The organism is Roseateles sp. YR242 (assembly GCF_900109745.1).
Taxonomy (GTDB): Bacteria; Pseudomonadota; Gammaproteobacteria; order Burkholderiales; family Burkholderiaceae_C; genus Roseateles.
On sequence record NZ_FOAV01000003.1, the window covers coordinates 521,555 to 532,945 of the forward strand.

Genomic DNA, 11,391 nt, shown 5'->3' on the forward strand with positions numbered 1-11,391 from the left:
ACCCCTCAGGAGATCAGATAAGGTGTTCCGCTGAACCCTTCCGACAGCATGTCCTCGGGACTGCGCAGGTAGGGGTTGTCCGCCGGCACGAGTCCGGCGAGCAGGTCGGCGAAGCGCTGCGCCGCGCTGTCCTTCTGGAACTCGACGTCCGGATCCAGGGCCTCGCGCGGGACCGGCTCGCCCAACTCCCCGTCCTCATTCGGATAGAGGGCCGTCAAGCGCTTGAGCACCGCCTTCAGCCAGGTGTCGAACGGGCCCTTCTCCGGAAGAACGTGACGCGCGAGGAAGTACAGGTAGACGGCGCGCGAGGTCACGGTTGGACCGGATTCGCCTTTGTAGCCGCGCAGAACGTTCGCGAGGATGTCCTTCGACGCGCGCAGCACACCGTTGACGGGGCCCTTGCGGTCCTCGTGCTCGGACTGCGTCGGCGTACGTCCGTAGCGGACATCCAGGTTGGACGCCCAGGCCGCCTCGATCATCTGCAGCGGCGCGTCGAAGTCGGTCTCCGGCCGCAGTCGCCAAAAGATCCATTCGGAGATGGCCGTCGCCACGGCGAGCCGCGCGCGCAGGCTCATCGCATTGAGCTGCTCGGCCAGCTTGTCGTTCTCGCGCGTGAAGTCCGCAGCGCCGCGCCAGGCGTATCCGATTGGCTTGTGCTGCACGTCGGCGCGCTGGACATGGGGGGGGGCGGAAAGTGTAGGCATGGGACTCCTGTCAGTTCAATAGCTTCCGCTGAGGTCGTTGTCGCACGGAGGCTGCTCCACCTTTGTGCACAAGACGATGTTCAATCCGCAGGCCGCCGCCGCGCAGAGCACACGATGGCAATGGTCGCAAGGCACGTCCTGGATGCCCGCCTGCGAGTTCCAGTTGATCGACAGCGTCAAGGTGCCACCGTCGACGCTGCCGGCCTGCAGCAGGCTCTCGATGATCCGCGGTTCGGTATGGCTGGTGTGGGGGTTGCGGATGTTGATATCGTTGACGTACTGAAAATGGCGGTCGATCACCGCCTCGTCGCACAAATTCGTCTCGGCCGCCTGCTTCGCCTTGCGCGGCTGGCCCTTCTGGTTGGTGATCGTGGTGTCACGATCATAGGAAAGGCCGGGGCAGTAGCTCGGATCGTTGATGGCGGACAACTTGCGGCTGCAGGACCAGACCGTGCGGGCATTGCCGGTGGCCGGCTGGTAGTTGCCGTGCGTGATCGTCGAGGCCTCCGAAGAATGGCCGAGCGTGGTGCGCTTGGCGTCGTTCTTGCTCTGAAGTTCTTTGCACTCGTCGGTGGTCGGCGCCATCACCGAGATTGCGCCGCCCTTCACCGTCATCGATCCGGTGTTCGGCGGATCCGAGGCATGGTTGTGGGTCGTCAGGTCAAGGTGGCGTGTGAGGTTCTGATTCTCGGCCTTTACGTCAAACGACCAGGCCGCGTGCTTGGTCGCGCCCTGGATCGTGTGGGTCACCACCCCCATGCCCTGCGCCTTCGTCGCGGCCTCGTCGCCAGTGCTCTTCTTGAAGGTTGACTTGTTCTTCTGGCCGACCTGCTTGCCACCGATATAGACGTCGCGGGTCCCCTCGTCCGTGTCGGCGTCGCTCGAGAAGTTGGGGTACGGGATCGGGATCGGCCCCGCAGGCGGCGGAGGTGGCGTCAGGCAGACGTCCGGCATCGCAGCATTGGACATGTTGCCGTCGGCCTTGCCGGAAACTTCCCGCCCGTTGGCGAAGACATTGCTGCCCATTCACGCACCTCCTTCGTAGCGCGCCACGTAGGCGCCACGTTCGCCGCTGTCCGTACCGGCATGGCCCAGGCATTGGGGCCCGGGCGCCGCATCGCGGGCACTGACCCACAACTGATGCCCCAGCATACAGGGCACGATCGCCGCGCCAACCTCGCCGATCCATTCGCAGGGATGCCATACGTCGAAGAGCTCGCTGTGCCGGCGACGCATCACCCGACCGAGGGCCAGCGCGGCCTCCTTGAACTTGTAATGCTCGCCATTGAGGTCGGTGGTGCGGTACTGCGTGGCGTAGATGTCCGTCCCCGCACGCGCCAGCGCGCCCTCGATCGCCTTCTGAAGGCCGCGGCCGGTCAGCGGCTCGTCCGATTCGATGGTGCCGGACTCGCGGTCCGTGGCCCATCCGGTGATACGCAGGTGCGGCCCGCGCGGCGCCTCGCGCGACAGCAGAACGGCTCCCGCGGCTTCCCCGGGGATGAAGCCGTTGGAGTTGGATGGCGTGAGCACGCGACGATGCCTCATGAAGGCCTCGACGACCTCCTGGTGCAAGAAGCTGTCGACGCCTGCGACGATGCAGTGTCTGGCGAGCCCCCTATCGAGGATCGCGTCAGCCAGGTCGAAGGCGGCGATGCCCGAGACCTGCCCCAGAGGCACCAATCGCGACTGGGGATGTCGGGCGAAGGCCAATTCTTCGTACACCTGGTCCAGCAACGCATCGTCCAGAGGCGCCAGCGGGCAGCGGCGTGAGGGCTCGGCGCATCCCAGCAGGATCGGGATCGTCGATCCTTCCTCGATGCCGCCTCGGACCAGGCAGTCCTGGATGGCCGTCGCGGCGAGCGTCGCGAGCTTGCCTACGCCGTGCCACCACTGCCGCAACGGCACGCGGCAGCAGGCGATGAACTCGCCGGATTCGGCGTCCCACAGCATGCCCTGTGCCGCGCCCGAGAGACCTGCCTGCATCGCCGCGCCGGACGCTCCGGCGTTGAAGCCCAGTGAGGTGCACATGCCGTGCGCGATCATCACGAGCGGCTTCATCGGATCTTCTTTCCGCCCGCGCGGGAACGCACAAGGTCGGCAAGCGACCGATAGTGCGGCTTGCCATTACGCTGCGGCCGGGACCGGATCGCGCTCGTGGTGTCCAGCACCAGGCCCCTCAGGTCGAAGACGCTGCGCGTCATCGGGATGCCGATCCGGCACGCCATCGTCAGGCGGCCGTGATCCGGCTCGATCAACACCGTGTCCACCGGCATATCGAGGATGCGCTCTCGCTTGGCATGGAAGTTCGCGAGAACCGACAGCGACAGCGCCGGCAGATGGAAACCGGCCTGGCCGCCTGGTGTCAGGTTCTTGAGCAGGACTGTCTCGCCGCCCCGCGGATAGGGCATCTGCTGGTCGGCGGGGGCCGCCTGGAAATAGTCGTAGCTGAAGTCTTCCGGCCAGAATGGCGCGCGGGTCGACTGCCACTGGTCGTCATAGGTCCCCGCGAAGGTGACCCGTGGTGCGAAGCTCCGCCCCACCACACCGAACGACATCGGCGCATACCGGCCGTCCGGCGAGTCGATGGGGCGGTCCATCTCCTCGGTGTTTGGGCATGGCGTGCCGTCGACCAAAGCGGCGGCGGTGCGGCGGTGATAGCCCCGTCCCACGGGGTTGGCGGAATAGCAGGTGACGGGTGCGCCGTCGTCGAAATCGTCCACGCCGCCAAAGGCGCGGTCGTAGGAAATCGGCATCACGGAGAACGGCTCTGGCGCACCAGGCATCTGCGTGAGCAGCCCAGCCTTCCAGACGCGGTCGCCGCAGACCTTGAAAGCCTTGGCGACCGGTCCCACCCGAAGCCCGACCGGCAGGCTGCGCACCTGCATTCCGGCTGGGGCGTGGGCGCTGCCATTGAGCAACACGTCGCACCGAGGCTTGAAGGTCGCGAAGTCGGTCTCGCGCAGGACAGCGCTCAAGCCGGGCTCCCCAGTGAACTCGTCCGCCTTCACGAGCGGCTGTTGGTCGGCATGCACGTCGACCTGCCCGGTCGACGCGTCGAATGCGTAGGTCGCCTTCGCCACTACCATAACCACCTCCCGTCCATCGCGAGCGAAGGCCAGCGTCCAGGAAGCCGGGAAACGGGTCTGGTTGATCAGTTGCATGACTGCAGCGCACGTTGTTGCGAAAGGCCGAAGGCGCGGACGTCGAAGAGCGGCGCATCCTCCGCGTGAAGCGCCAGTTCGAATGCTGCGGCGCGACGCTGCCGCTGATAGCCGACCCGCAGCGTCTGCGCGATCGATGCCGGCGTGATCGGTTCGCCGCACAGGTGACGGACGCCTTTGGTCATTGAGGACGTCCGATCGCTCCACCAGGTCGACACCCGCGCCGGATCGGGCATGGCGAGATTGCGGTCGGCTGGATGGAGGGCGTCGCCCTCTTCCTCTTCCTCTTCCTCGCCGTCTGACGCTCCGCGCGGCGTTGCGTCCAGGTCCAGGTCCAGGTCCAGGTATTCCAGGTCCGCGCCCGTGATCAGCGAGAACGCCTCGCCCGCCAGCCGGCCGAGCCCGGGATCCGTCATGCGGGCTATCAGCCACGGCACCGCCACCGGATCCCCCAGGATCCCCGCGCCCTGGATCACCAGCCGTTCGGTGCCGGGATGGGCGCTCAGACTGGAGAGGAACTGACGCCCCTTCGCCAGCGGCATGGCACGCAGCAGCACGGCCATGGCGAGCTCCGCGTCGGGGCCCGCGGCTTCCACGGTGGCCGCCAGGAGCGGCAGGGTGTCCTGCTCGCCAAGGAGCGCCAGGCTCCAGGCGATCGGGAGGCGGGCCCGGGCCGGCGCGCTCTCCAGGCGCATCCTCAGCAGCGGCACCGCGTGCCGCCGGCCGCACTCGCCCAGCCCCCGTGCTCCCGCGCCCAAAATCTCCGGATCGTCACTGTTCAAGGCGGCCATGAGGGCGCCTTCTGGGTCACGACGATGGATAGTGATAGCGCGTAACGCGACGCGGCGCAGGCGGGGGTTGCCCGCGTCGAGCAGACGCGCCAGGACGGGCGCGAGCGGTTCGGGGGGCAGCCAGGCCAATGCGGCAATCAAGGCGCGTTCGCCGTCCTTGACCGTGAGACCGGCTTCGCAGGCCTGTCGCATCCGATCCGCGCGACGCGTCGCGAAGGCCAGCAGCGCCGCTGCGAAGACTTCCCCGGCATCGCCTGCCTCCAGGGCGTCTCGGCAGGCGGCCCACCCCTCCTCGCCCGCCAACGCCAGTCCCTCCCGATTGGCATCGACGCGCCGATCCAAGGGCAGCAGATGGTCCAGCCGGTATCGAGGAGAGTCGACGGCTTGGTCGCGCAGCGTCCAGAGGAAGGCGCAGTCGACGGCATGCCGGTCCACCGTGGTCCGGTTGACGAGACGATAGACCTGCCCCGGCGATTGCGCCGGCAGATGGCGGAGAGGGGCCATGGGAAGAAGGACGCGGCAAGCCGATCAGTTCAGATCGATAGAGCTGCCGAGGATGCGGTTGCGTCCCGAGGCCCGGCTGACGAGATCCACGCCGCGGATCTCGATCCTGCCGTCCTCGTGCAAGGTGATGCTCGACTTGCCGCAACGCAGGACCAGTTGGCGACGCGCCTCGACGACGACGCGGTCGCCGTCCACTTCCAGCTCGACCGGAACCGGCGTCTGCGTGGCGATGCCGCGAGGCGCGGCTTCCGCCAACGGGTCTGGCGCGTCAGTCTCGGGCGCGAACGGCGCCACGGCCAATGCGTCCAGGTGATCTCTGCCACTCATGGCCACCCCTTTTTCCATGTTGTTTTCGATCGCGTCGGGGAACGGGTGGCTGAGGCCCGTCCGATCCTGGCGTCGAGAAGTCCTGCCATGGTAGGGAAGCCCCACCGACCCCTGCTAGTGAACAAAGTCACAAGATTTTTATGCCCCGGTTACGATGCCAAACAGACCGAAGTCAATGGGACGAGATGCTGCGGCCAGTGATCCGCTCCGTCTCATGACGCTTGGCCAGCCGGGGCTTGGCGAAAATTGCTACTCGGGTATATGAACCGTCATCACCAAGCGCCAGCAAGTCGGCGAGCACCTGTCACGGAGACCCGCTCAACAAGGTTGATCGTTACAGTCCAAGAAGGACTGGCGGGACCTCCGCTATCCGGGTTCACGGTTCATAACGACGGGAAGCTCCTGCAAAACAGCGAGGAAGGCATTGCTTCGAACATTCTTGCGGACAGGTTGAAGCGGCTCACTGCCACTGGGCTCAAGCCGCGTACCTAAAGCGATGCAATCACCTAAGGAGGCCTGAGGCCTCAAGACCCACATGCCCCACGCACCTTCCGCTCTTCCCACACTTCGGTGCCGCTCCGCGCGCACCTTTGAACTGTGGCTGCGCAAGAATCACGCCGTCTCGCAAGGGGTGTGGCTGGAGATTGCCAAGCCGGGCGCGCCCGAACCGACGGTGGGGTACCAGGAGGCGCTGGAAGCCGCCCTCTGCTACGGGTGGATCGACGGCCAGAAGAAGGCCAGTGAGACGTTCTACTGGCTGCAGCGATTTACCCCGCGTCGAGCGCGCAGCTTGTGGTCAAAGGCGAATCGTGCGAGGGCGGAGGCGCTGATCGGCGCGGGCCGCATGGCCGCGAGCGGCCAGGCCGAGATCGACCGAGCCAAGGGCGACGGGCGATGGGATGCGGCGTACGACAGCGCGCGAACCGCTGCGGTACCGCCAGACTTGGAAGCCGCGCTCCGTGCGCAGCCCAACGCGGAAGAATTCTTCGCGACGCTGAACTCTTCGAATCGCTACGCGGTGTTGTGGCGGGTCCAGACAGCGAGGAAGCCGGAGACTCGCGCAAGGCGTATCGCGACGCTGGTGGCGATGCTCGCGCGCGGGGAAAAGCTCCACCCGTGATAGCCGGAACGGCGCGCCAATCCGGGATGGGTTGCAGAGCCGCCGCTATTGGAGCAGCCAGTGTCCAGCGTGCCCGATGAGGCTGGCGGGCGCGTGAGCGCCCCTTAAAGCCTCGTGCAGCAGACGAGAACTGTGAGGTTGCCCCCGAATTTCGGAGTTCATAGCTCAGCCCCGGAGAATGCCGGGAGAGGAGTTGAGAGATGAACGAGGAACGAAGCCGAGGGAAGTACACCCTGGAGTTCAAGCAAGAGGCAGTCAGGCAGGTCAAGGCCGGTCGTGCAGCCTCGGTGGTGGCCAAGACCCTGGGCATGCCCAAGGCCAGTCTGACGAACTGGGTCAGGGCGGATGCCAAGGGCCAGCTCGGGATGACGGCCGATGGCAAGCCCGCGCCGGTGGTCACGCCGGAGCAGGCGGAGATTGCACGGCTGAGGGCGGAGGTGGCCCGGCTGAAGATGGAGCGCGACATTGCAAAAAAAGCCGCAGCGTACTTTGCACAGGATGTGCTGCAAGGTACGCCTGGATCCGGTCGATGAAGGCGCGCTGGCCTGTCACGCTGATGTGTGAGGTTTTGGAGGTCAGCCCCAGCGGGTACTTCAACTGGGAAGGATTGCGGCGGCGACCAGACAAGGGGCCGCGCCGTAGTCACAGCGGCGAGGCCTTGCTGGCCCACATCCGAGCCATCCACGAGCAACTCCGTGGCGAATACGGCTGGCCAAGGATGCACAAGGAACTGCTGGCCCGCGGGGTGCGGGTGGGCAAGGAGCGGGTGCGCGTGTTGATGCAACAGCACGGCATCCGGGCCAAGGGCAAGAAGAAGTTCGTGGTGACCACCGACAGCAAGCACCACTTGCCGGTAGCGCCCGACCTGGTGCAACGCTGCTTCGTGCCGGCCGCGCCCAACCTCGTGTGGAGCGGCGACATCACGTACCTGCCCACCGATGAGGGCTGGCTGTACCTGGCAGCGGTTGTGGACTTGCACAGCCGTCAGGTGGTGGGCTGGAGCCTGCGGCCGCACATGCAGACGGCCCTGGTCAAGGACGCCTTGCTGATGGCCTGCTTCCGGCGCAAACCGGCGGCGGGCCTGATCTTCCATAGCGATCGCGGCAGTCAATACTGCAGCCGGGACTTCCAGGACACCCTGAAGGCCTGGGGCATGCGAAGTTCGATGTCCCGCAAGGGCAACTGTTGGGACAACGCCCCGATCGAGAGCCTTTGGGGACGGCTGAAGACGGCCTGCGTCCATGACCGCCGGTTCGCCACGCACGAGGAAGCACGCCAAGTCGTCATGGACTGGCTCGCCTTCTACAACCATTCGAGGCTACATTCGGCGTTGGGCTATCTCAGCCCGATGCAGTTCGAGCAACGCTGGCTGGCGGCGCAGTGCAAACCTGCCGCCTGATGATCGGGTTATGCACTCCGATTTCCAGGGGCAACCTCAGGCAGAGTCTGAGGGAGCATCGCCGATGTTCGGTATCCAGGTTTCTCGAGCCGTCGTCTTTCGAGCGAAAGATCGAGTGCCTGTCATCGCCATGGAGCATCTGGCCGGCAGAGAGCCAGTGCTTGAGGCGTGGGGCTACCCGAGAGTCTTCAAGGTTGGAGACATCGCAGAGCAAGGCATGGTCGTTGAGATCAACCCCCCCCCTAGCGCGAGTACAGCGGACAAACGGGGAGCAAGTCGCCGAGTTGTGGGTCCCCATCAAGGCGCTGAGACCAGCCGCTAAACCCGAGCCTGGGGCTGACATGATCTCGGGTCGCCCGGGACGACTTCTGTAGGCGGCGTCAAACTACAAGCACCAATGCCAGCAAACATCGGTAAGCGCGGCCTGACGACCCTCTTGACCCAATCTTCGTCACTCAGATGTCCAGCACGTGCCGCCGAAGCCCACGCGCCACTTGGTCCCGTCGCCCGGGTCGATGCTGGCGGTACGTTCGTTGATGCGCACGATGGTACCCACACACGGTGTTGAGGTACTTGTCCTCGAAGGCGACCTTCTCGCCGCAACGGAAATCATTGCGGGTGGGGCGAGGTGCTTCGGGCGCGAGCGCGGCGTCAGGTCGGTGTCGACCTGCGACAGCGCTCGTCTGTGTTCATCCACCCATCTCGGTGAAACTCCCAGCCCGCTCGCGGCCGTCGGGGCGGCGCTGTCGCTGCAGCGCACTGCCGGCGTCGCAGCAGAAGCCAGGCGCCGCAATGCCGGACCTTGCGAGCCATGTGACCTTCGACAACTGTCTAAAGCGGCCCGCTCACACACAATCTCCGACGACGTAACAACCTCGTGCCGGAGCTCTAGTGACCACCCCAGCGCAAACCGCCGCTCAGACTGCGGCCTCCAAGTGCAAATTTGATGTGATGGCCCATAGGCAGCAATTTGCCCAACATCGCGGCAGTTCAGGCCAGTGCGCTGCTGATGGCTGGTCGATGTGCGAGGAGCAGCTCAACGGTGAGTTTGATCTGGACACCCCAGTCGGTCAGGAATTGCTCCGTCGCCTTATCGTGCAGCAGCCGAATGTCCTCGCCACCTTGCGCACCTGGGAGCCAGCCGTTCCGGTGGCGAGCGTACCAAGCCGGCCAGTGGCGGCGGCGCGACCCGGCCCAGGTCCACGCCCCGAGGACGACTTGCCTCCATGGTTACGCGAATACCTCTTTGGCACCTGGGGTGGGCAAGGATTGGGGTCCGAGGTTCGTTCGGCTTCTGTGAGCCCTGCCAACATTATTGGCAATGGACTCGGAGCAGCCCAATCGGTGGCTTACGCTGGCGTGCAAGGGCAAACGGCGGCGCGTCTGCAGGCGGCAGCAGCGAAGGTGACATCCGGCGCATCGCGTGTGGTGCGGATCAATGAGTTCATGGATCTGTACAACGCCAACATGGGGAAAGGGCGCCCGCGCCTGCGGCTGCGTATTCGCAATCTGCCCCTGACCGTAGCGACACCGATACCCGGTGCGTGGCGTACCAACGGCCCTGGAACCGCCCAATCCACAAAGTGGGCTCAGCCCACCGGTCAGCAAGCAAAGGCGGCTGGTGTGGTTGCAGCGGAGGCTCGCTGGGCGCGCAACATGTCGTGGGCAAGTGGCAAATTGGGAACTGGGTTGATCACGTTCGCGCCAACCGCTGCGCTGGATGCCTGGAGCAGCATCGAGTTTGACCTTGACGCCGCCGGGCGACGCCAGATCAGATCCTTTGACACCAACAAGTTTTTGGTGACCTCGGCCCGCAACCAAAGTGGCAACGTGGCCGGGCTGGCGGCGAGTGTAATCAGCGTTCCCGCTGCAGTCGCCATCGCTGGTATGGCGGGGCTGACGGTGGCCGGTGCCCCGTTGGTAGTCATTGGGCTCTTGGCTGGCGTAGCGATGCAGGTCGTATGGAATAACTACGGTGGTGCTGACTTCGCAGAGCAGCAGGCACGCAAAGCACTAGGAGCGGGGCATTGAGGCCGCCAGACGACCTATCCAGTCTCAAACATCTGCCTCTCGTGCTGGGTGCGGCGGGGGCCTTCGTCATCCCGGCCATGTGGGCGTTCGTGCTCGACAAGCCCGCACTCGTCGCGATGTCGGTGGTCATGGGCGCCGTGTTCCTGGCGTCTGGGCTCTACCTCAAATACCGGGCCCGCTACTCGCCTCGAGAAGCCTTGTGGGCGGCCGTGCTGGCCCTGCTGTTCTTCGGCAGTCTGCTGGTGGTGTCCACGACGGCCTTGGCCTGGCGAGCCCAGCGCCCGGATATGCAACCCTTGGCACTCGGGCTGGCTGGGCTCATGTGGGTGTGCGGCATGACCATCGGCTTCGTCGCTGAACGTCGTCGGATGCGAGTCTTAGATGCTGTCACCGGTCTGCCTGCGCCACTCGCACCTCTTGTAGATCTGCAACGACACCGCGTCCTGCCGCTCCCTTCGCCGCCTCCTCCTCGCGCCGCGACCGTGGCCGCATTGACCGCTTTGGTCCTCAATGTCCCGCTGCTGCTGCAAATGGGGGGCTGGGAAGCCAACGACGTTGTGTGGTTCGCCATGCCCGCCTTGGCTGCCACGGTAACCATGGTGCTGGCATCCGGGTTCGGTCCGGCGCTGGCCAGGGCGCTGGCGCTTCTGGAAGTGGAACGCCGCGTGGGACGCCCACTGGTCACGTCGCGTCTGGAAGAGTTGCAGGCGCTGCGAAGGGGATTCTGGCTGTCCCGCTGGCTTGCGTGAAAACTGCCGGTGCTGTGTGGTCCGCGTCGAACAAGGACCTGGAACGACGTGGCGCTAGCCCTCAATGCAGCACTGAGCGCGTGTCAGAGCCAGAAGCGCTGACAGGAGCCGACATCCGAACATCGCGATTGGTCTCAATACACCTGATCGTGTGCGCAACCGCGTCCGCTTGCCAGGCGTCGTTGAAGCGAATTCGCCCACGCGACGCGAGCAAACTCGGCAGCCGTGGGCCGGAGCCCACATCCATCCGAGGATGTCCCCGCAGGGGCGGCGTGCCTGTAAGCGGTCAATGAACCGCGTCCTTGAGCTGCGGGCCGTGAGCTGACAACGTACGTTCCCACGTAGACGAACGTGGGAACGTAGTGACGGAAGATCTGGAAGAGCTCAAGCGCCGGCTGGTGGTCGGGCACAAGCGCGACGGGCGCAGTGTGTACGACGAGACGGCGAAGTCCGAGTTGGTGGCGCTGTGCCTGCAGCCAGGCGCTTCGGTGTCGCGCCTGGCGCGCGATTGCGGGGTCAATGCCAACCAGGTCGGCCGCTGGCTGCGCGAGCACGGTCATAGTCGTCGCGTGCGTCAGGTCGTCGCCAAGGCGGGGCCGTCGCCG

General features: G+C 65.5%; 11 protein-coding genes. 5 read left to right on the plus strand and 6 right to left on the minus strand.

What is annotated here, in order from left to right:
- Positions 1–5: 5 nt before the first annotated feature.
- Genes BMY53_RS09510 through BMY53_RS09535 form a run of 6 tightly spaced genes read right to left on the minus strand, consistent with a single transcriptional unit; the run spans position 6 to position 5,487 of the window.
- Positions 6–704, minus strand: a complete 699-nt coding sequence (locus tag BMY53_RS09510) for a hypothetical protein (RefSeq protein WP_092945861.1) — start codon at positions 702–704, stop codon at positions 6–8.
- Between the two features lie 15 nt (positions 705–719).
- On the minus strand, positions 720–1,730 hold the full coding sequence (locus tag BMY53_RS09515) for a DUF4150 domain-containing protein (RefSeq protein WP_092945863.1): 1,011 nt from the start codon (positions 1,728–1,730) through the stop codon (positions 720–722).
- Complete coding sequence (locus BMY53_RS09520; protein WP_092945865.1) at positions 1,731–2,762, minus strand: beta-ketoacyl synthase N-terminal-like domain-containing protein; 1,032 nt, start codon at positions 2,760–2,762, stop codon at positions 1,731–1,733.
- A complete protein-coding gene (locus BMY53_RS09525; protein ID WP_092945867.1) occupies positions 2,759–3,865 on the minus strand; it encodes a DUF2169 family type VI secretion system accessory protein in 1,107 nt (368 codons plus the stop codon). The genes BMY53_RS09520 and BMY53_RS09525 overlap by 4 nt, the downstream gene beginning before the upstream one ends.
- A complete protein-coding gene (locus BMY53_RS09530) occupies positions 3,856–5,160 on the minus strand; it encodes a TIGR02270 family protein (protein ID WP_092945869.1) in 1,305 nt (434 codons plus the stop codon). Before BMY53_RS09530 ends, BMY53_RS09525 begins: the two co-directional genes overlap by 10 nt.
- Positions 5,161–5,184: 24 nt before the next feature.
- Complete coding sequence (locus BMY53_RS09535) at positions 5,185–5,487, minus strand: hypothetical protein (RefSeq protein WP_092945871.1); 303 nt, start codon at positions 5,485–5,487, stop codon at positions 5,185–5,187.
- 535 nt (positions 5,488–6,022) lie between these two features.
- On the opposite strand from BMY53_RS09535, the gene BMY53_RS09545 reads away from it, so the two are divergent.
- The 5 genes from BMY53_RS09545 to BMY53_RS09570 all read left to right on the plus strand — a co-directional run.
- A complete protein-coding gene (locus tag BMY53_RS09545) occupies positions 6,023–6,607 on the plus strand; it encodes a YdeI/OmpD-associated family protein (RefSeq protein ID WP_092945873.1) in 585 nt (194 codons plus the stop codon).
- A 200-nt stretch (positions 6,608–6,807) separates the two neighbouring features.
- Positions 6,808–8,006 (plus strand): IS3 family transposase gene (locus BMY53_RS09550; RefSeq protein ID WP_404947863.1). Its coding sequence is split into 2 segments (ribosomal slippage): positions 6,808–7,087 and positions 7,087–8,006, totalling 1,200 coding nucleotides; the frame shifts between segments, so codons are not numbered across the junction.
- Positions 8,007–8,897: 891 nt separating this feature from the next.
- Entirely contained in the window at positions 8,898–10,037 is a 1,140-nt protein-coding gene (locus BMY53_RS25425; protein ID WP_143074011.1) for a hypothetical protein, read from the plus strand.
- A complete protein-coding gene (locus tag BMY53_RS09565) occupies positions 10,034–10,786 on the plus strand; it encodes a hypothetical protein (protein ID WP_143074012.1) in 753 nt (250 codons plus the stop codon). Before BMY53_RS25425 ends, BMY53_RS09565 begins: the two co-directional genes overlap by 4 nt.
- Before the next feature lie 362 nt (positions 10,787–11,148).
- Positions 11,149–11,391 (plus strand): transposase (locus BMY53_RS09570; RefSeq protein ID WP_143074013.1); only part of this gene is annotated, 243 nt, incomplete at its 3' end.

Excerpts from the sequence above, each read along its gene's own strand:
- BMY53_RS09510 (WP_092945861.1), bottom strand. The coding sequence starts at position 704 with ATGCCTACACTTTCCGCCCCCCCCCATGTCCAGCGCGCCGACGTGCAG.
- BMY53_RS09515 (WP_092945863.1), bottom strand. The coding sequence starts at position 1,730 with ATGGGCAGCAATGTCTTCGCCAACGGGCGGGAAGTTTCCGGCAAGGCC.
- BMY53_RS09520 (WP_092945865.1), bottom strand. The coding sequence starts at position 2,762 with ATGAAGCCGCTCGTGATGATCGCGCACGGCATGTGCACCTCACTGGGC.
- BMY53_RS09525 (WP_092945867.1), bottom strand. The coding sequence starts at position 3,865 with ATGCAACTGATCAACCAGACCCGTTTCCCGGCTTCCTGGACGCTGGCC.
- BMY53_RS09530 (WP_092945869.1), bottom strand. The coding sequence starts at position 5,160 with ATGGCCCCTCTCCGCCATCTGCCGGCGCAATCGCCGGGGCAGGTCTAT.
- BMY53_RS09535 (WP_092945871.1), bottom strand. The coding sequence starts at position 5,487 with ATGAGTGGCAGAGATCACCTGGACGCATTGGCCGTGGCGCCGTTCGCG.
- BMY53_RS09545 (WP_092945873.1), top strand. The coding sequence starts at position 6,023 with ATGCCCCACGCACCTTCCGCTCTTCCCACACTTCGGTGCCGCTCCGCG.